The organism is Mesorhizobium sp. B2-5-4 (assembly GCF_006441095.1).
GTDB classification, from domain to species: Bacteria; Pseudomonadota; Alphaproteobacteria; order Rhizobiales; family Rhizobiaceae; genus Mesorhizobium; species Mesorhizobium salmacidum.
In genome coordinates, this window is sequence record NZ_VFUR01000013.1 from 13,655 (window position 1) to 32,159 (window position 18,505).

Annotated in this window: 18 protein-coding genes; 12 read left to right on the forward strand and 6 right to left on the reverse strand. The window is 63.0% G+C overall.

Annotated features, from left to right (window positions below; translation table 11 throughout):
* Position 1: 1 nt before the first annotated feature.
* From FJ492_RS17420 to FJ492_RS17435, 4 genes are all read right to left on the reverse strand, one after another.
* Complete coding sequence (locus tag FJ492_RS17420) at positions 2-1,039, reverse strand: P1 family peptidase (protein WP_140771170.1); 1,038 nt, start codon at positions 1,037-1,039, stop codon at positions 2-4.
* A 1-nt stretch (position 1,040) separates the two neighbouring features.
* Positions 1,041-2,225 carry an MFS transporter gene (locus FJ492_RS17425; protein WP_140717241.1) on the reverse strand — a complete coding sequence of 395 codons (1,185 nt, stop codon included), beginning with the start codon at positions 2,223-2,225 and terminating at the stop codon, positions 1,041-1,043.
* 115 nt (positions 2,226-2,340) lie between these two features.
* Entirely contained in the window at positions 2,341-2,550 is a 210-nt protein-coding gene (locus tag FJ492_RS17430; protein ID WP_140752089.1) for a DUF2061 domain-containing protein, read from the reverse strand.
* 133 nt (positions 2,551-2,683) lie between these two features.
* On the reverse strand, positions 2,684-4,348 hold the full coding sequence (locus FJ492_RS17435; protein ID WP_140771172.1) for a Na/Pi cotransporter family protein: 1,665 nt from the start codon (positions 4,346-4,348) through the stop codon (positions 2,684-2,686).
* Positions 4,349-4,727: 379 nt separating this feature from the next.
* On the opposite strand from FJ492_RS17435, the gene FJ492_RS17440 reads away from it, so the two are divergent.
* The 9 genes from FJ492_RS17440 (at position 4,728) to FJ492_RS17485 (ending at position 13,423) form a co-directional block, all read left to right on the forward strand.
* The gene (locus tag FJ492_RS17440; protein ID WP_140505133.1) at positions 4,728-5,108 is read left to right on the forward strand and encodes an RcnB family protein; all 381 of its coding nucleotides are present in this window, start codon (positions 4,728-4,730) and stop codon (positions 5,106-5,108) included.
* Between the two features lie 155 nt (positions 5,109-5,263).
* Positions 5,264-5,458, forward strand: coding sequence for a hypothetical protein (locus FJ492_RS17445; protein ID WP_140505135.1), 195 nt, complete (start codon positions 5,264-5,266; stop codon positions 5,456-5,458).
* Positions 5,459-5,737: 279 nt separating this feature from the next.
* Positions 5,738-7,693, forward strand: a complete 1,956-nt coding sequence (gene dnaG, locus FJ492_RS17455; RefSeq protein WP_140771174.1) for a DNA primase — start codon at positions 5,738-5,740, stop codon at positions 7,691-7,693.
* Between the two features lie 426 nt (positions 7,694-8,119).
* Entirely contained in the window at positions 8,120-10,144 is a 2,025-nt protein-coding gene (gene rpoD, locus FJ492_RS17460) for an RNA polymerase sigma factor RpoD (RefSeq protein WP_140505140.1), read from the forward strand.
* 209 nt (positions 10,145-10,353) lie between these two features.
* A complete protein-coding gene (locus tag FJ492_RS17465) occupies positions 10,354-10,647 on the forward strand; it encodes a GYD domain-containing protein (protein ID WP_140505142.1) in 294 nt (97 codons plus the stop codon).
* Positions 10,648-10,780: 133 nt separating this feature from the next.
* The gene (locus FJ492_RS17470) at positions 10,781-11,047 is read left to right on the forward strand and encodes a DUF333 domain-containing protein (protein WP_140771176.1); all 267 of its coding nucleotides are present in this window, start codon (positions 10,781-10,783) and stop codon (positions 11,045-11,047) included.
* A gap of 79 nt (positions 11,048-11,126) precedes the next feature.
* The gene (locus FJ492_RS17475) at positions 11,127-12,191 is read left to right on the forward strand and encodes a DMT family transporter (protein WP_140771178.1); all 1,065 of its coding nucleotides are present in this window, start codon (positions 11,127-11,129) and stop codon (positions 12,189-12,191) included.
* 3 nt (positions 12,192-12,194) lie between these two features.
* Positions 12,195-12,575: a DCC1-like thiol-disulfide oxidoreductase family protein gene (locus FJ492_RS17480; RefSeq protein ID WP_140505147.1), complete on the forward strand. Its 381-nt coding sequence runs from the start codon at positions 12,195-12,197 to the stop codon at positions 12,573-12,575.
* A gap of 155 nt (positions 12,576-12,730) precedes the next feature.
* Positions 12,731-13,423 carry a PadR family transcriptional regulator gene (locus FJ492_RS17485; protein WP_140505148.1) on the forward strand — a complete coding sequence of 231 codons (693 nt, stop codon included), beginning with the start codon at positions 12,731-12,733 and terminating at the stop codon, positions 13,421-13,423.
* 116 nt (positions 13,424-13,539) lie between these two features.
* Here FJ492_RS17485 and FJ492_RS17490 read toward each other — a convergent pair whose 3' ends face one another.
* Positions 13,540-13,773 carry a YiaA/YiaB family inner membrane protein gene (locus FJ492_RS17490; protein ID WP_246676049.1) on the reverse strand — a complete coding sequence of 78 codons (234 nt, stop codon included), beginning with the start codon at positions 13,771-13,773 and terminating at the stop codon, positions 13,540-13,542.
* A gap of 243 nt (positions 13,774-14,016) precedes the next feature.
* Here FJ492_RS17490 and FJ492_RS17495 point away from each other — a divergent pair, with 243 nt between their 5' ends.
* Both FJ492_RS17495 and FJ492_RS17500 read left to right on the forward strand, forming a co-directional pair.
* Positions 14,017-14,658 carry a TetR/AcrR family transcriptional regulator gene (locus FJ492_RS17495; RefSeq protein ID WP_140505150.1) on the forward strand — a complete coding sequence of 214 codons (642 nt, stop codon included), beginning with the start codon at positions 14,017-14,019 and terminating at the stop codon, positions 14,656-14,658.
* Between the two features lie 44 nt (positions 14,659-14,702).
* Positions 14,703-14,996 (forward strand): HlyU family transcriptional regulator, encoded by a 294-nt coding sequence (locus FJ492_RS17500; RefSeq protein WP_027145774.1) that lies wholly within the window; start codon positions 14,703-14,705, stop codon positions 14,994-14,996.
* Between the two features lie 108 nt (positions 14,997-15,104).
* Here FJ492_RS17500 and FJ492_RS17505 read toward each other — a convergent pair whose 3' ends face one another.
* Positions 15,105-16,139 (reverse strand): class I SAM-dependent methyltransferase, encoded by a 1,035-nt coding sequence (locus FJ492_RS17505; protein ID WP_140771180.1) that lies wholly within the window; start codon positions 16,137-16,139, stop codon positions 15,105-15,107.
* Positions 16,140-16,338: 199 nt separating this feature from the next.
* On the opposite strand from FJ492_RS17505, the gene FJ492_RS17510 reads away from it, so the two are divergent.
* On the forward strand, positions 16,339-18,432 hold the full coding sequence (locus FJ492_RS17510) for an EAL domain-containing protein (protein WP_246676050.1): 2,094 nt from the start codon (positions 16,339-16,341) through the stop codon (positions 18,430-18,432).
* Positions 18,433-18,505: the final 73 nt, after the last annotated feature.

The following is an 18,505-nucleotide window of genomic DNA, read 5'->3' on the forward strand; positions in this document are numbered from 1 at the left end:
CCTATCGCCTTTCGGCGTGGTCGCGCAGCCAGTCGGCGAGCGATGCGCGGTGCGTGCCGGCCCTGCTGGTGAAAGCCTCGGCGGACAGCATGGAATTCAGCACCGCCTCCTGCGTCGCTTCCGCCGCCGCCCGGAAGAGAATGTCGATGCGTGCTTCGTTGAGCGCGACCAGCGGCACCAGATCGCGGGTTTCATCGTGGTCGACCGGGTTGCCGGTGCTGAAGGCAATGGCTATGTCGCCGCTGCCATTGCCCCAGAAGGAGCCAAGCCTGGCGATGCCGGCCCCAGTGCGGCGCGCCACACGCTCGAGCTGGCGGTGTTCGAGCGGCACGTCCGTCGCCAGAACGATCATGATCGAGCCGCGTTCGGCCTCGGCCTGCCGCCTGGGGTCGGGCCGGCGTCCATCAGGCAGGACGAGGTCGCCGGGCCTGCCGAAATTCGACAGGACGAGAATGCCAAGATGATGTCCCTCGCCAAGCGCAATTTTCCTGGAGGCCGAGCCTATGCCACCCTTGAAGCCGAAGCAGCTCATTCCCGTTCCGGCGCCGACATTGCCCTGCTCGACCGCGCCCTCACGGGCGTCCGCCAACGCGGCAAGGGCATGCTCCTCCGATATCGCCAGGGCCTGGATGTCGTTCAGCGCACCGTCATTGCATTCACCGACCACCGGATTGACCGTTCCGGTGGTGCGGCCGATATCGGGGTTCTGGCGGATGGCGTCACGGATCAGCGCCGTGGCGCAGGTGCCGACCGAGAGCGTGTTGGTCAAGAGAACAGGCGTCTCGATGGTGCCGAGTTCCTGCACCTGCGTCAGCCCGACCGTCTTGCCGAAGCCGTTGATGACATGGCTTGCCGCCATCACCTTGGTGCGGAACAGGTTTCCGCCATGCGGCAGGATCGCGGTCACGCCGGTGTTGATGTCGCCGTCGCGCAGCGTGCAGTGACCGACGCGCACGCCAGGCACGTCGGTGATCGCATTGTGCGTGCCCGTCGGCAAGGTGCCGCAGGTCAGGCCGAAATCGGCGACAGTCCTTGCCATGTTATTCGGCGGCGGCCGGTACCGGCGGGCTGATGTCGCTGCGCCGTTCCCAAAGATGGGAGAGGACAGCCACAATGACGGCGACCAGCATGGCAAACGCGCCAACAGCCGGCAGGCTGCGATAGCCGTAGCCGGCATTGAGCATGGCGGCGCCGAGCGACGCGGCCAGCGCGATGCCGATATTGAAGCCGGACGGAATGAGCGAGGCGGCGAGGCCGGAGGCGTCGGCCGTCCAGGACAGGATGCGGGTCTGGATCGGGGTGCCGATGGCGAAGTTGAGACCGCCCCAGACGATGATCGCGACAACCATCGGCACGGGGTAGGGGCTGACGGCATAGATGACAGCCAGCGTCACCGCCTGCAGGGCGAGCATGGTGATCAGCGACGGCATCAGTTTCCAATCCGACAGTTTGCCGCCGAGGAAGACGCCAAGCGTGGCGCCGACGCCGTTGAGCAGCAGCACCCAGGGCACCAGGTTTTCGTCGAGCCCTGTCACCTCCAGCAGCGTCGGGGTGATGTAGGTGAACAGGCAGAACTGGCCGAGCATCAGCATCAGCATCAGGATCAGCGAGGTCCAGACCTGCTGGCGCGCCAGCACGCGGACCTCGCTGGCTAGGCTCGCCGCCTTGGCCTGATACCCGGTCGTGCGCGGCAACAGGGCCGCCATGGCCAGAGTTGCCGCCACGCCCAGTGCGCCCATCACCCAGAAGGTCGCGCGCCAGCCCCAGATGTTGCCAATGGCGGTGCCGGCCGGCACGCCGATGACGTTGGAGACGGTGAGGCCCGACAGGATGACGGCGACCGCCATGCCACGCTGATCCTCGCGCACCAGGCCGACGGCGACCACCATGGCGACGCCGAAATAGGCGCCATGCGCGACTGCCACAGCAATGCGCAGCAACAGCATCGAGGTGAAGTCGGGCGCCAGCGCGCAGGCCGCCTGGCCCAGGGTGAAGGCGACGGCGAGGCCGAGCAGCAAGGTCTTGCGCGGCAAGGACTTGGTGGCGAGCGCCAGCAGCGGGCCGCCGATGGCGATGCCGCAGGCATAGCCGGAGACGAGATAGCCGGCGGAGGGAACCGAAACGCCAAGCCCTTGCGCCACCTGCGGCAGCACGCCGGCGATGACGAATTCGGTGGTGCCGAAAGCGAAGGCGGCGATGAACAGGGCGATGAGCGGCAGCGACATGAGCAGAAACCCCCGAAATACAGGGCTCAAACCATGGATAGCCCGGGCAGGCAATCCAGAAATTGTCACGGTCGCTTTAGCTTTTCTTGACCAGATCCGTTGGGCACCGGTCCCGTCAGCTCACGGACTTACGTCCGTAAGGAACCTTCAGCCATGCCCGCTCGTGAAAATAATAAAGCAGCGACTTGGTGAAGACCTCCGTTACACCGATGGCGGCCGCAATCTTGACGCTTCCGGTCACCACCAGCGAGATGATCATCGTATCGATGGTGCCGGTCACCCGCCAGGAAAGCGCCTTGGCGAAACTGCGCGAATGGGTTTCCATCGATTTCCTCCCGGTGGAAACGGATTCTTAGCCGACGGATGGGTGGTTAAGCAAAGACTAATTTGGCCGTTCACGGCTGGAATGCCTACCCCTTGTTGCCAAGGTGGATGCCGCCGCGGCGAACCGTTGTCGCCTAGCTGGCCTTCAGCCGTGACCCCGTGAGCAGGCCGCGCTCTTCCAGCACGGGATAGGCCATCGAGGCCAGCAGCGAGTTGATCTGCTTCAGGTCGCGGATGGTATCGAGGTGGATCGAACTGGTTTCGACGCTTTTGGCGGTGCCTTCGCGCAGCCGCAGGAAATGGCTGGCGCTGGTTTCTTTTTCGCGGTCGCGCAGCTGGTCCTTCTCCAGCACCAGCTGGCGTGCGGTTTCGGCATCGCGCGAGACCAGCACGTTGAAGGCAAGCCGGGCATTGGCCAGCACTGAGGCGTGGAAGGCGCACAATTCGCTCCAGCCTTCGTCGGTGAATTCCAGCCCGCGTTCGAATTTCTTCTTCACATGGACCAGCATGTTGCGCACGACGATGTCGCCGACCTGCTCGAGCTTGACGCAGGCGCCGATCAGCTCCTGGCAGCGCAGCGCCTCGTCTTCGGTCATCGGGTTCCTCGTGACCTTGGCGAGGTAGAGCTTTATGGCCGCGTGCCTGCGGTCGACACGGTCGTCGAGCGCCGCCAATGCCTTGATCTTGTCCGAGTCGGCGTCCTCATAGAGTTCGATGATACGCTTGAGCATGATCTCGACCGTCTCGCAGACCCGCACCACCTCGCGTGTGGCGTTGGCCAGAGCCTGGCTCGGCACATCGAGCGCGCTTTCGTTGAGCGCCGACAGTTCGACGACGTCGAGCGTGGCGGCCGGCGCCGGCTTGGCTCCGAGTGCCACGATCCTTTCGGAGGCTCGGTAGACCAAACCGGCCAGCGGCAGGCCGGCGAGCAGGATGATCACGTTGAACAGGATATGGGCGTTGACGATCTGATCGGCCGCCATCGGGCCGAGGAAGGCGACATGCGGCCGGAAGATCATGAACAGGATCAGCATGACCAGCGAGCCCAGCCCGCGCATCAGGAGGTTGCCGACCGGCACGACGCGGACTTCGGGGCTGGCCGAGCGTGTCAGCATCGGCGCGATGAGCGATGAACCGAGATTGACCCCAAGGATGAGGACGAGGCCGAGTTCGGGGCTGATCAGACCGCGGCCGGCCAGCGTGGCCATCAACAGCACCGCCGCGATGCTCGACTGGAACAGCCAGGTGATCATTGCCGCCAGCAGGTAGGCGGTAATGGAATCGGTGGAGAAGTAATTGAGGATGACCGGCAGCAACTGGCTGTTACGCAGCGGCTCGGACGCCTGGCCGATCATTTCGAGGGACAGGATCAAGAGGCCGATGCCGACCAGGATGCGGCCGATCTGGCGCCAGTCGCGCCGCTCGGTGGCCATGAACATCACCGTGCCTGATGTCAGGCAGAGCGGCACCAGCAGCGTGAGATCGAAGGTCAGCAGCTTGACCACCAGAGCCGAGCCGATCTCGGCGCCACGCACGGCCAACTGGCCGGCGGCGCCCGAAACGATGCCGGAACCGGCGAAGGAGCCGACCAGCAAGGTGACGGCGGTCGAGCTTTGCAGCGCGATCGCAAGGCCGGTGCCGGCCAGCACCGCCATGACCGGATTGCGCATGGTGGCGCGCAGACGATGACGCAGCACGTCGCCATAGGCGCGTTCGACGCCGGTCTTGACCATGCGGGTGGCAAACAGCATCAGCGCGACCGCGCCGGCCAGATGCAGAAGGACGACCGAGCCGCTCATCGCCGCGCCTGCGCGCGGGCATGGCGCGCGCTTCGGGCAGCATGGCGACAGGGGGCGAAGACGAGGGCACGAATCATGGTCATGGCAGCCTTGGAATATAGCCGGAATATTTTAGCCGGTTAATAAAAATTTGTCGATTTCAAGGGCCGCCGCGAGGCGACAGCCGGTGTCGGAAAATGGACGGGCCCGCAAATGGTTGCATGGGCCTAAGCAGTGGATTCGGCCGGACCTGCGACGCTTTTGGCGCCCGTCTTTGCGACGATGTTCAAATCTTTGGATTAACCGTCCGAATTCGTTACATAATTGTAATGCCGGCGTTCAGTTTCGGTTCATCCCTTGGCCGCTATTCCCCTGGCATCGACAACCAAGGAGACTTCTGATGAAACGCATTGTCCTTTCCGCTCTCGCTTTCTCGATGCTGGCCGCCACCTCGCTCACCGGCCAGGCAGCGCCGATGAACGCGCCAGTGGCGCCGCAGTCGAACTACGCCAAGGTCGACTGGCAGAAGCCCTCCAACCGGGATGTCAAGAAGCGCGTCATCCAGAAGCGGTTCGTCCAGAAGAAGGTGATCGTGAAGCGGAACCACTGGCGCAACGGCCAGAAATATTCCGGCTGGAGGCAGCACCAGCCGATCCGCGATTATGGCCGCTATGGACTGCATCGTCCCGGCCGCGGCCAGGAATGGATCCGCGTCGGCAATGACTATGTGCTGGTCGGCATCCTCTCCGGCGTCATCTTCGGCGCGCTTGCCGCGCAGTAATCATCTACGATAGCCGGCATGTCGCCGGCCTTTCGATAGCAGGCGGCCCGCAAGGGTCGCCTTCTATCGCGTGATCTTCGAAGAGACGGATCAAGAGATCATCGTGACCAAGATCGGACCGCGTGGATCGGTATATGATTGAAGGAAATGCCGGGATGAACAACGTCGCCTATGTCACGACGCCAGGTGGCGAGGAACTGGCCCTCCTGCCTCGCAGCGAACTGGAAGCCCTTCGTGAATCGCTGGAGCATGCGCAGGCGCTTGGCGGGTTTCGTGCCGGGCAGCTTCCCGGTCTTACGCCCGATGAAGCACGAGCACTTGTCGGCGCGGTCTCTCCGCTCGCTTTTTAGCGCAGATACCGCAAGCAGACCCAGGCCGTTCTCGCTGCCTCCGTGGGCGTGACCCAGAACTATCTTTCGGATATCGAGAACGGAAAGCGCGGTGGGGACGTCACGCTTTGGCTGCGGATTGCCCGTGCTCTCGAATTGCCGATCGAGAGTTTGGTCGACGACGGCGACTGACCGGCGGTACAGCGGGGTCGCCTTGCCCTGTGGAAACCGGGTATGGCCTCTATTGGGGGTCGTCTGAAATCGCGGGCATGATTATATGGTGACGAAACGAGTTCCCCGATGCGATTTCCGCCCGCCTTCCTTGACGAGATACGCGACCGCGTGCCGATTTCGCAGGTCATCGGCCAGCGCGTTGCGTGGGATCGCAAGAAGACCAATATGTCGCGCGGCGATTATTGGGCCTGCTGTCCGTTCCATGGCGAGAAGAGCCCGTCCTTCCACTGCGAGGACAAGAAGGGCCGTTACCACTGTTTCGGCTGCTCGGTCTCGGGCGACCATTTTAAATTCCTGACCGAGCTCGAAGGACTGAGTTTTCCCGAGGCGGTCGAGAAGATCGCCGACATGGCCGGCGTGCCGATGCCGGTTCGCGACGCACAGGAAGAGCGGCGCGAGCAGGAACGCGCCAGCCTGACCGAAGTCATGGAGATGGCGACCGCCTTTTTCCAGGAGCGCCTGCAAGGGCCCGAGGGCGCCAAGGCCCGCGCCTATCTGCGCGATCGTGGGCTGACGCCGGCGACACAGCAGTCGTTCCGGCTCGGCTTCGCGCCCGACAGCCGCAACGCGCTGAAGGAGCATCTGGCGGCCAAGGGTGTGCCGAAAGCCGATATCGAGGCCTGCGGGCTGGTGCGCCATGGCGACGACATTCCGGTCTCCTATGACTGGTTTCGCGACCGCATCATGTTCCCGATCCCGGATTCGCGCGGCAAGATCATCGCCTTCGGCGGCCGCGCGCTGGCCCCCGACGCGCTCGCCAAATACATGAACTCGCCCGATACCGAGCTCTTCCACAAGGGTAACGTGCTCTACAATTTCGCCCGCGCCCGGCAGGCGCTGTCAAAGGGGGCTCTGGCCAAGGGCGGTACGGTCATCGCGGTCGAAGGCTACATGGACGTGATCGCGCTGGCGCAGGCCGGCTTCGAGAATGTCGTGGCGCCGCTCGGCACGGCGCTCACCGAAAACCAGCTCGAACTGTTGTGGCGCATGGCGCCGGAGCCGATGCTGTGCTTCGACGGCGACAAGGCCGGGCTGAAGGCGGCCTGGCGGGCCGCCGATCTGGCGCTGCCATCGGTGCAGGCCGGACGCTCGGCGCGCTTCGCGCTGCTGCCGGAAGGCAAGGATCCCGACGATCTGGTCAAGGCCGAGGGGCCGGAGGCCTTCCGCGCCGTGCTGGCCGATGCGCGGCCGCTGGTCGACCTGTTGTGGATGCGCGAGACGGCGGGCGGCGTCTTCGACACGCCCGAGCGGCGGGCGGAATTGGGACAGACACTGCGGGAACTCAGCAGCCGCATCCGCGACGAAAGCACGCGCTACCACTACCAGCAGGAAATGCGCGAGCGGGTGCTGAGCTTCTTCGGCTCGCAGCGCAATGCGCGGCAAGGCCGTCAGGATGGCGGCCGGCCCGGTCAGCGCGGCCAGGGCAAGCCCGCGCCCGGCGGGCAATTCGCCAAGGCAGGCGGCGGGCGCATGGCGATCACCGAAAGCCTCGGCCAGTCGGCGCTGGTCAGGCGCGGCGAGGGGATGTCGGTGCGCGAGGCGACGATCATCGTGGCATTGGTCAACCACCCGGCGCTGATCGACGAGAATTTCGCCCATGTCGAGTTCCTCGACCTCGCCAATTCCGACCTGACGCGGCTGCACGCCGCCATCCTCGACGCGATGGCGCATAACATGGCCAATGACCGCCACGCCGTGGTGGCGACGATAGAGCGCGCCGGCTGCGCCGAGATCTGGGAGCGCGCCGTCGGCCTGATCAAGCGGGCGCGGCAATGGCCGGCGCTGGAGACGGCGGCCCTCGAGGATGCCCGCGACGCTCTGAACCAGGCGTTGCACTTGCAGCGCAGCGCGCGCACCTTACATAAGGAGTTGAAACAGGCGGAAGCGGCCCTCGAAGCGGATCCTTCGGACGAAAACTTCCGCCATCTGATCGAAATTCAGGCGCAATTTCAGGATGTACAAGCGACGGAAGCGCTGATCGAAGGATTCGGTGTTTCGTCGGGCAGGGCTGGGCGAGCCTAGGTGCATGCGAGCGCGAAATGAAGGCGCGGCCACGCTTCCCCTGGGGGCGAGGCGCGCTAAGTCGGGTAATTGATTCGCTTTTTTCATGCGAATCATGCCAGAGGCGCTTGACCTTCGGACAGAATGGCGGAATCAGGACGATTCGAAACGTTAACCCGCACCCGCGTCGACGGGAAACAAGCGATGCAAGGTACTTGGTCACTGGACAGGCGGCCCGCCTGACACAGATATCAGGGTTAATCTGGACTTAATGTATGCCGCCCAAGAGTGGAACCCGGTTTTGGGGCAACGGCATGCACCAAACAAAAGAGTGGATGCAGCTCATGGGCCGGGTGAAGCGCGTTTAGAAAAACGGGCGTATCCGATTTGACTGGTCCGACAGCTGACGCGGCCCCCATGGCCGGCCGCTAGGAGAAGATAAAGACTATGGCGACAAAAGAAAAGGAAGAGGCCGAGACCGAACGCGAAGGCGCCACCGATGGGCCCTTGCTCGACCTTTCCGATGATGCTGTCAAGAAGATGATCAAGGCCGCCAAGAAGCGCGGTTATGTCACCATGGACGAGCTGAATTCGGTGCTGCCTTCCGAGGAAGTGACTTCTGAGCAGATCGAGGACACGATGGCGATGCTGTCCGACATGGGCATCAACGTCGTCGAGGATGACGAGCAGGGCGAAGAGGCCGAGGCCGGCGACACAGCCGCCGATGCCGAGGAAGACGCCAACGAGCTTGCCGAGCAGACCGGCACCGCGGTCGCCGCCACCACCACCAAGAAAGAGCCGACCGACCGCACCGACGATCCGGTGCGCATGTATCTGCGCGAAATGGGCTCGGTCGAGCTGCTGTCGCGCGAGGGCGAAATCGCGATCGCCAAGCGCATCGAGGCCGGCCGCGAGACGATGATCGCAGGCCTCTGCGAAAGCCCGCTGACCTTCCAGGCGATCATCATCTGGCGCGACGAGCTCAACGAATCCAAGATCCTGCTGCGCGAGATCATCGACCTCGAAGCCACCTATGCCGGCCCCGAAGCCAAGCAGGCGCCGGTGGTCGAACGGGTCGAGGAAGCGCCCAAGGCCGAGGAAAAGCCGCGCCGCGGACGCGACGATGAAGACGACATCACCAATGTCGGCGTCGATACGCGCGGCATCGGCGACGACGACGAGGAAGACGAGGACGAGGCGAGCCTGTCGCTGGCGGCGATGGAAGCCGAACTGCGCCCGCAGGTGATGGAGACGCTCGACGTCATCGCCGACACCTACAAGAAGCTCAGGAAGCTGCAGGACCAGCAGGTCGAGAACCGGCTGGCCGCCGCCGGCACGCTGTCGCCCAGCCAGGACCGCCGGCTGAAGGAGCTGAAGGACCAGCTGATCAAGGCGGTGAAGTCGCTGTCGCTCAACACGGCGCGCATCGAGGCGCTGGTCGAGCAGCTCTACGACATCAACAAGCGCCTGGTGCAGAACGAGGGCAAGCTTTTGCGCCTCGCCGAAAGCTATGGCGTGCGCCGCGAGGAGTTCCTGAAGGAATATCAGGGCTCCGAACTCGATCCGAACTGGACGCGCTCGATCGCCAACCTGACCTCGCGCGGCTGGAAGGAATTCACCAAGAACGAGAAGGATGCGATCAAGGATCTGCGCGCCGAGATCCAGCACCTGGCCACCGAAACGGCGATCTCGATCCTGGAATTCCGGAAAATCGTCAACCAGGTGCAGAAGGGCGAGCGCGAAGCCGCGATCGCCAAGAAGGAAATGGTCGAGGCCAATCTGCGCCTCGTCATCTCGATCGCCAAGAAGTACACCAATCGCGGCCTGCAGTTCCTCGACCTGATCCAGGAAGGCAATATCGGCCTGATGAAGGCGGTCGACAAATTCGAATACCGCCGCGGCTACAAGTTCTCGACCTACGCGACATGGTGGATCCGGCAAGCGATCACGCGTTCGATCGCCGACCAGGCCCGCACCATCCGCATCCCGGTGCACATGATCGAGACGATCAACAAGATCGTGCGCACCTCGCGCCAGATGCTGCACGAGATCGGCCGCGAGCCGACGCCGGAGGAACTGGCCGAAAAGCTCGCCATGCCGCTCGAAAAAGTGCGCAAGGTCTTGAAGATCGCCAAGGAGCCGATCTCGCTCGAAACGCCGGTCGGCGACGAGGAGGATTCGCATCTGGGCGATTTCATCGAGGACAAGATGGCGATCCTGCCGATCGACGCGGCGATCCAGGCCAATCTGCGCGAGACCACCACGCGCGTTCTGGCCTCGCTGACGCCGCGTGAGGAGCGCGTGCTCAGAATGCGCTTCGGCATCGGCATGAACACCGACCACACGCTGGAAGAAGTCGGCCAGCAGTTCTCGGTCACCCGCGAGCGTATCCGCCAGATCGAAGCCAAGGCGCTGCGCAAGCTCAAGCACCCGAGCCGGAGCCGCAAGCTGCGCAGCTTCCTGGATAGCTGAGACCTGCCAATCGCATTGGAGATAAAGGGCGCCACGGGCGCCCTTTTTCATAGGCGTGTTCGCTCTTGCGACCCGCGACCTTAGGGAGGATAATTTCGCGTCGGATGCATTTTTCGGGCGACAACCCCGGAAGCCCGCCCCGGTCGAGGCCGTGTCGACAGACCCACGGCCTGAGTGCCGTGCTCCGTGGCCCCGGAGGGAGGTGTGCCATGACAAGCTACATCGTGCTGATGAACTGGACCGAGCAGGGCGCCAAGAACGTGCGCGAATCCCCGAAGCGGCTCGATGCCGCCAGGAAGCAACTGGGCGAGATGGGGGGATCGTTCAAGGCGTTCTACCTGACCATGGGCGAGTACGACATGGTGGCGGTGGTCGAGGCGCCCGACGACGCGGTGCTCGCGCGTTTTTCGCTGATGCTGGCGGCGGCCGGCAACATCAGGACGCGGACGATGAAGGCGTTCCCCGAATTCGCCTATCGCGAGATCATCACCTCACTTGGATGATGGGGTTTCTGCGGACAGCCGGATCAGGTGCCGCCTCAACGGCACGTGATCCGGCGCGCGTTACGACAAATTTGACAGCTGCCTCGGGACAGGACGTCTCGCCGTGGTAGACATGCGGCCAAGGAGAGATCGCATGAACAATTTTTCGATACTGGCCGCCGGTCTTGCCTTGATGTCGTCGATGCCCATCGACGCCGGCGCCGCACAAAAACCGGTCGGCATGGCCAATCCGGCATCGGCCCACTGCGGTGCGATCGGCGGCCGCTTCGTGGTTAGGAAGGACAAGGCCGGCAACGAATACGGGTTTTGCCGCCTGCCCAGCGGTCGCCTGTGCGAGGAGTGGGCGCTGTTTCGCGACAACAAATGCGTCGGGCCCAAGGTGGCGATGCATCGGAACTGACGCATCGGTTGGACAGCGACGCATGCCGTGTCGAGTGGTCTCGTCGATGACATGGCCCGCCGCCGTGATAGGGTGAGCCATGCCCGAAGCACATTCCCATTCGCATCTGTGGCCCGGCGTGCCGCTTGCGCTCGGCTCGGCCGCCTTGTTTGGCGCAACGCCGCCGCTTTCCAAACTGCTGCTCGACAACGTCAGCCCGTTCATGCTGGCGGGTCTGTTGTATCTCGGCGCCGGCATTGGCCTAGCGCTCTACCGGCTCTTGCGCGGCGGGGGAGCGGGCGACGGAGAGGCGCGCCTTGCCGCCGGGGATATTCCTTGGCTGGCGCTGACAATCGGTATGGGCGGCATCGTTGGACCGGTGCTCTTGATGTTTGGCCTCACTCTCAACACTGCGTCCAGTTCCGCCCTGTTGCTCAATCTGGAAGGCCTGGCGACAATGGCGATCGCGTGGCTCGTTTATCGCGAAAATGTCGACCGGCGTCTGCTTTTCGGTGCTTTCGCCATTCTGGCGGGCGCGGTGCTGCTGTCATGGGCGGGGCAAGGCATTGCCTTCAATGTAGGCGCGCTGCTTGTCGCGGGGGCCTGCCTGGCATGGGGCCTGGACAATAATTTCACCCGCAAGATATCGGCGGCCGATCCGGTGGCCATCGCAATGCTGAAGGGATTGGTGGCGGGCGCCGCTAATGTCGGGCTGGCGCTCGCCTCCGGCGCGGCATTTCCCGCCGCGACCACGGTGATGGCCACGGCCGCCGTCGGTTTCTTCGGCATCGGCGTCAGCCTCGTCATGTTCATCCTCGCGCTGCGTCACCTCGGTTCGGCACGCACGGGAGCCTACTATTCGCTTGCTCCCTTCATCGGCGCGTTGCTGGCGATCCTGATGCTGGGCGATGCCGTCACGCTCAAGCTCGGGATAGCCGGTCTGCTGATGGGGGTTGGCCTGTGGCTGCATCTGTCCGAGCGCCATGAGCATGAGCACGACCATGAGGCGCTGGAGCACGAGCACAGCCATGTTCATGACGAGCATCACCAGCACCATCATGACGGACCGGTCCGCGAGCCGCATTCGCACTGGCACCGGCATGCGCCGCTACGTCACAAGCATCCGCACTATCCCGACCTGCATCATCGGCACGATCACGGCTGACCGATGCCCGGCCCCGCGCTGACCGTCTGGTACAACACGCGCTGTCCGGTCTGCGATGCCGGCATCAGCAGGCAGAAGGGGCGGCTGATCGCGGCGGTCAAGGCCGGTCGGGTCGAGTTCCGCGATATCAACCTGGAGCCGGATGCGCTGTCGTCGCACGGCGTCTCGCTGGAGGACATCCGCCGCCGGCTGCATGCCACCGATGCGGATGGCAATTTGCTGATCGGCGCCGATGTGGCGATCGCGGTCTGGCTGTTGACGCCGGGTGAGGGCTGGCTGGCAAGCCTGTTCGGCAATCGGCTTATGCTGCCGCTGACCCGCCTTGCCTATGATCGCTTCGCCGATCTCCTCTACGGCTGGAATCGGCGCAAAGGCCGCTGGTAGTCCATTCGCACTCCATCCATTCCTGCCGAGCCTGACGCTTCGAAGCCACGATGTCGCTTGGCTCGTGGCCAGATACATCGTAAGATATATCTTGACTTGACGGCACTGCGCGCCTAACTAAGATATATCGTAAGATAGAACTCAAGGAGCAATCAATGCACAGACACGATCATTCCGATCATCATCATTTTGGCGAGCGCATGTTCATGCACATGGCCGGCAAGTTTGGCGGCAAATTTGGTGGCAGAGGGGGCGGCGGCTTCGGTCCGTTCGGCGGCAGGGGCGGTGGCCGCGGCCCGGGCGACATGTTCCGCGCCGGACGGATGCTCGCCGACGGTGACCTCAAGCTGATCACGCTGTCGCTGCTGGCCGAGGCGCCGCGCCACGGCTACGACATCATCAAGGCGCTGGAAGAGCGCACCAGCGGCATCTACAGCCCGAGCCCGGGCGTGGTCTACCCGACGCTGACCTTCCTGGAAGAGGCCGGCTATGCCGTGTCGACGAGCGAAGGCAACAAGAAGGTGTTCTCGATCACCGAGGCCGGGCAGGCGCATCTGGCCGACAACCGCGAAATGATCGACGGCGTGCTCGATCATCTCGAGCGCTTCGGCCGCAAGATGGCCAAGGCGCGCGACTGGTTCGGCTGGAACGATGACGGCGAGGACCGCCGCGGCGGCCGGAGCGGCCGTGGCGAGCGCTCGGAAACGCGTGACGAATTCCGTGCCATCCGCCACCGGCTGCGCGCGGCACTCGGCGACATTGTCGATGCGCCAGCTGAAAAGCAGGCCGAGGCGATCGCCATTCTAGAAGCCGCCGCCGAAGCGCTGGAAGCGCTGTCGCACCGCTGATCTCATGATGTCCGCGCGTCTCTTGAAGCGCGAAAGCCCAACAGAAAAGCCCGGGGAGACCCGGGCTTTTCTCGTCAGGCCATGCCGGCATCATTCCTTGCCGACATATTCGCTGATCAGCTTTTCGTTGCGCGCCTTTTCGATCTTGGCGGTGGTCTCGGCGGAGATGCGCTCGTCGGTGCGGTACTTGACCAGTTCACCAGGCTGCCGGTGAGCAGCAGGATACCCATGGCCCAGTAGCCCTTGGTCGACAGGTCGACCGGCGCCAGCCACAGGGGCAGGCCAAGCATGAAGTAGGCGGCGCCGACCGAGACGGTGTTGAACACGATATAGGTCTGATTGCCGTTCATTGTCGTGTTCCTTTGATTGGATCGAAGTTGGGTTTGATGTGGTCGTGGTCAGGTCCAAAAATCTTCAGTTGATGGTCTTCAGGCGCTCGAGCACGCCCTGGCGCGCACCTTCACCGCCGGGCCGTGCCCGGCGCCAAAAGAATTATGAACGCTGTTCACTATATCCGGCATATGGTAAACGAAGGGAAGTCGGGGTGCGAAAAAGCGTGCCGTCGAAGGCACGCGCATCCAAAAAGGACTGATATGGCGCTGGACAAGGAAGAGACGGGCGAGCGGGTGCTGGCCATTGCCGAGACGCTGCTCAACGAAGGCGGCATGGACAATCTGAAGGCCAGGACCATCGCCGAACAGGCGGGCATCTCGGTCGGCTCGGTCTACAATCTGTTTTCCGATCTCGACGGGGTCCACCGCGCAGTCAACATGCGGCTGCTCGACCGGTTGGGGATCGCCGGCGCTGCGGCGATGGCCGATCTTGGCAGGCGCGGCATCACCGACGTGCGCCAACGGCTGATGGCGCTGGCCGGCGCCTATGTTCGCTTCGTCGAGGCGCATCCCGGCAGCTGGCCGGCGCTGCTTGCCTTCAACAGGCGGCGTCCGGTACTGACCGCGCCCGACGTCTACGAGGCACGGCTCGACCAGTTGTTCGAGATCATCGCCAGCGTCCTTGCCGATGGCGGCTTCGATCTCGACGAGGACACACGCCGGATCGCCGCGCGAACCCTCTGGTCAAGCGTGCATGGCATCGTCACCAGCGGTTATGCGGCAAGGTCCGTGCGCCGGCAGGCGGACGAGATCGATCGGCAGATCGAGCTCCTGGTCACCGTCTTCATCAGGGGGCTGGAACGCGGCGGCACATTCGCGCATGCTGGGCCGACAGCGTCGTGAATCGCATACCGACGGCGATCGCAGGCGGCAAGGAGATTTGAGCGATGTCTTTTCTGAAACGTCTTTTCGGCGGCGGTGGCGGCGAAGCCGCCGAGCCCGCAAGTGCTGCGCCCGCCAAGCAGGTCGAGCACAAGGGTTTTACGATCAGCGCCACGCCCTACAAAACCGAAGGCCAGTACCAGACCTGCGGCGTCGTCTCCAAGGAGGTCGATGGCGTGGTGAAGGAGCACAAATTCATCCGTGCCGACCGTTTCGCCGGACTGGACGACGCCGTCGACATCTCGATCAAGAAAGGCATCCAGCTCGTCGACGAGCAGGGAGATCGGATTTTCGGGTAGGGTTCAGGCGTCTCCGAAAGGGCGTGGATCGCGCGTGAGGGGGCTTACACCCTCGAGCACTCCGTGAAGCGCTCGAGGTCCTTGGCCGGCGTGCCATCCAGGTGGGTATTAGCCGCGCTTTTGGATGACGCCGTAGAGCACGTTGCGATTCTCGCCGAAGTACACTTGCGCCTCCACGGTGTTGCGGTCGACGCTGGCATTGATGATGTTCCACATGTCGACTTCCGACCGCAGCAGCAGCACCCAGTCCATGAACGTTTCCCGGTAGCCGGCGTCAGGAGTGCCCTCGGCGTAGTTCGCAAACAGGAATGTCCCGTTCGGCTTCAGCATCTGCAGACAGGTCTTGGTGAGTTTCACGGCGACGTTGTGCTGGAGGTAGTCGTAAAGCCCGGAGGCATAGATGAGATCGAACTTGCCAAGCTTGTGGCCCCTGGTGAGCACGGTCCGTACCGAGCCGTCGATGGCCTCGACCGCGGTGCCCTGGAAATCGCGCGCGATCAGTCCGACGCTCTGGGGATCCTGGTCGAGCGCGACCCAGCGCTTGAGGCCGCCCTCGGCCAACGCGGCCGAACGGTTCGCTTCGCGCAGATGGCCGGCCGCGATAGCCAGGACTTCGGTTTCCGGTCCATTCTTGGTCGCGGTCTCATCGACATAGCGGGTCAGCAGATCGCGGCGCTCCCGTGCCGCGACGCATGACGGCACGTTCTGGGTATGGCTGTAAAGCGCCTTGCCGATCTCCGAGGCGTTCGCCACGCTCTCGGCCACGTGCGGGTCACAATAGATGTAGTCGAGCAACTGCGCGTCGCCGGAATAACCCCTAGGCTTGGTGAAGGACCAATGCGTCAGCGGATCCTCGAGAAAGTACTTCTGGATCGGGTGGTTCTGCGCCACCGGTATCAAGGCTTGCCACACGTCGGGATGAACCTTGGCACGCAACGCGTTGAGAAGCGACAGCAGGCGGCGAACGATCTCGGCGGGAAACTTTTGCTGCTCGACCTGTTGCTGCGTCGCGTGGAGGATGAGCGCCAGCTCCGCGCGAGCGGTTTCGAACGCTTCGCCATGATGCTCGGGCTTTCCTCGACGGAGACCACTGGCAATTGCCTCCGCAGTAATCAGACTCTGGCCATCAAAGACAGTTTGCACACCAAGACTCCATAGTTAACAGTCAGTTAACTTATTGCTTAGAATATTCGGTTTGCCAATGTCGGGTCCCGGGCATTTTATCGGTATGATTAATTTCCCGCTAACCATGTCAATTCTTTGGGGTTTTTAAGGAGGGGATTCCGGGTTCGAGTTAACGGAAACTTGTCCTGCATCATTGCATTTGATCGCGCGGCAAGAGATGTCGCGCCCAAGGAGTCGGTCTGCGTTGGGGGCAGAAGCTGCAAAAGAATTCGGAACGCGAGATGCCCTTCAGCCGGGATTTGTCGTGAACGAACGCGCGTCATCCAGAGTGGCCGATGCGGTCGATTCGGAACCGCACGATCCCCGCCAGGAGCTGGGGGCGGCCGAACTTCGCATCCTTTACCGTACGGAAGCCCAGGCGAAGCGAAGGAAGGAAGCCAGGCCAGGCCTTTGGATCGCCGTCGTCATCTATGTCTTGTTTTCGGTATCGGATCTGCTGCTGATACCGGATGTGGCCGCTCTCACGATCACGGCCCGCTTCGCTGTCGGACTGACCGCACTGTTGGTCCTGGAAGCACAGCTTCGCAGGGGAGCCGCCACGGACTGGCTTGACGTAACCTGCGCCGCGGCCATCATCTTCGGCTATATCGGCTGGCTTTACCCCGCCTCCATGGGGGCGAACAAGGAAACCGTCGCCTATTATATGGTCTTCGGCACCATTTTCATGATGAGTGCCAATCTCTTCTTCACGTTCCGTTTCAAAGTGTCGATCATAACGTCGACTATAATTTTGTGCATCTTGTATGTGGTGAACTACTTTCTACCCGCGTCGCTGGCATATAAGATGGTATTTGGCGCTTTCTACGTTTCGTGCTTCACGTTCACATCCTATGTGAACTGGAAGCTGAACGAAGAGCGCTACAACGTCTTCCTCAACGCGCTGGAGGCCAAGATCCAGCACAATGAGGCCACCGAGCGCGGCAAGGCCCTGCTCAGGCTGTCGCGGACGGATCCGCTCACAGGCCTGGAGAACCGGCGCGCCATCGACGAGAAACTGCGCGACTACTGGAATGACTGGCAAAAGCTTGGCCATGGTTTTGCGGCGATCCTCATCGACGTCGACTTCTTCAAGAAGTTCAACGATTGCTATGGCCATCAGGAAGGTGACCGTTGCCTGATCCAGGTCGCCGAGGCGCTCAGCGACCTGATCAAGCAATATGATGGCTCCATCGGCCGCTATGGTGGGGAGGAATTCATCGTCCTGGCTCGCATGGCCAGGAAAGACCAGGTCGCGGATCTCGCCGAAGCCATTTGCAGCACGGTGGAGAATCTGGCGATCGCGCACGAGTTGCGGCGGGATGGCATCGCGATCGTGACGGCGAGCGTAGGCGCGGCATTCACCAGGAAGCAGACCGCCGCCAAGCTGGAGAAGATCATCCACGAGGCCGATCGAGCGCTCTATCTGGCAAAAGCCGGCGGCCGAAATTGTGTCCGGCTGTTCGATCCGACCGATCCCCAGAGCAGCGACGAGAGCGAGAATCTCGCGGCTTTGCTGAAGATCGCGATCGGCCAGGATCTCGTTTCGCTTGTCTATCAGCCCATCCAGGACGTCGCGTCGGGCCGGGTCGAGGCCGTGGAGGCGCTGATGCGTCTCAAGATGCTCGACGGGACCCTGGTTCCGCCGAGCCTGTTCATTCCCGTCGCGGAGCGGACCGGCGCCATCCTCGAGCTCGGGCGCTGGGCAATAAGGACGGTGTGCGCCGAACTTCTGGCGCAGGATCACGTGCGCGTCGCCAGCGTCAACGTCTCGCCGATCCAGCTCAAGACCCCCGGCTTCGCGACGTCGGTCGCGACCATTCTGGGCGAAACCGGGGTAACCGGAAACAGGCTGGCCTTCGAGATCACCGAGGGGCTGGAGATGGAGATGCACTCCGACATCCTGCGCTGCATCAGCGATCTGAAGCTGCTCGGAATCAGAATATGGCTCGATGATTTCGGGACGGGCTTCGCCGGCCTTTCGTGGCTTCGTCTCATCGATTTCGATACGGTCAAGATCGACCGCTCGTTTCTCCACGACTGCGGCACACCCAAGGGCATGGCGATGCTGCAGGATATCATCGCGCTGGTCAGAAATCGCGGCCACAAAATCCTGGTCGAAGGGGTGGAGACCGAAGAGCAGATGCTCCTCATGCGCCAGTTTGGCATCGACAAAGTCCAGGGCTTTCATGTCGGCCGCCCGGCTCCGGCCGCGAATTTCCAGACCAAACGGGCCATTCAGAAGCGGCCGTTCACGGTTCTCAAGTCGGCGTGACGCCGAAGCAGGCGGTGGCTTGACCGGCCATGGCCCGTCAAGCCCGTTTGTCATCTGGCCACGATTGCCGTCC

Excerpts from the sequence above, each read along its gene's own strand:
- FJ492_RS17420 (WP_140771170.1), bottom strand. The coding sequence starts at position 1,039 with ATGGCAAGGACTGTCGCCGATTTCGGCCTGACCTGCGGCACCTTGCCG.
- FJ492_RS17425 (WP_140717241.1), bottom strand. The coding sequence starts at position 2,225 with ATGTCGCTGCCGCTCATCGCCCTGTTCATCGCCGCCTTCGCTTTCGGC.
- FJ492_RS17430 (WP_140752089.1), bottom strand. The coding sequence starts at position 2,550 with ATGGAAACCCATTCGCGCAGTTTCGCCAAGGCGCTTTCCTGGCGGGTG.
- FJ492_RS17435 (WP_140771172.1), bottom strand. The coding sequence starts at position 4,348 with ATGAGCGGCTCGGTCGTCCTTCTGCATCTGGCCGGCGCGGTCGCGCTG.
- FJ492_RS17440 (WP_140505133.1), top strand. The coding sequence starts at position 4,728 with ATGAAACGCATTGTCCTTTCCGCTCTCGCTTTCTCGATGCTGGCCGCC.
- FJ492_RS17445 (WP_140505135.1), top strand. The coding sequence starts at position 5,264 with ATGAACAACGTCGCCTATGTCACGACGCCAGGTGGCGAGGAACTGGCC.
- dnaG (WP_140771174.1), top strand. The coding sequence starts at position 5,738 with ATGCGATTTCCGCCCGCCTTCCTTGACGAGATACGCGACCGCGTGCCG.
- rpoD (WP_140505140.1), top strand. The coding sequence starts at position 8,120 with ATGGCGACAAAAGAAAAGGAAGAGGCCGAGACCGAACGCGAAGGCGCC.
- FJ492_RS17465 (WP_140505142.1), top strand. The coding sequence starts at position 10,354 with ATGACAAGCTACATCGTGCTGATGAACTGGACCGAGCAGGGCGCCAAG.
- FJ492_RS17470 (WP_140771176.1), top strand. The coding sequence starts at position 10,781 with ATGAACAATTTTTCGATACTGGCCGCCGGTCTTGCCTTGATGTCGTCG.
- FJ492_RS17475 (WP_140771178.1), top strand. The coding sequence starts at position 11,127 with ATGCCCGAAGCACATTCCCATTCGCATCTGTGGCCCGGCGTGCCGCTT.
- FJ492_RS17480 (WP_140505147.1), top strand. The coding sequence starts at position 12,195 with ATGCCCGGCCCCGCGCTGACCGTCTGGTACAACACGCGCTGTCCGGTC.
- FJ492_RS17485 (WP_140505148.1), top strand. The coding sequence starts at position 12,731 with ATGCACAGACACGATCATTCCGATCATCATCATTTTGGCGAGCGCATG.
- FJ492_RS17490 (WP_246676049.1), bottom strand. The coding sequence starts at position 13,773 with ATGAACGGCAATCAGACCTATATCGTGTTCAACACCGTCTCGGTCGGC.
- FJ492_RS17495 (WP_140505150.1), top strand. The coding sequence starts at position 14,017 with ATGGCGCTGGACAAGGAAGAGACGGGCGAGCGGGTGCTGGCCATTGCC.
- FJ492_RS17500 (WP_027145774.1), top strand. The coding sequence starts at position 14,703 with ATGTCTTTTCTGAAACGTCTTTTCGGCGGCGGTGGCGGCGAAGCCGCC.
- FJ492_RS17510 (WP_246676050.1), top strand. The coding sequence starts at position 16,339 with ATGTCGCGCCCAAGGAGTCGGTCTGCGTTGGGGGCAGAAGCTGCAAAA.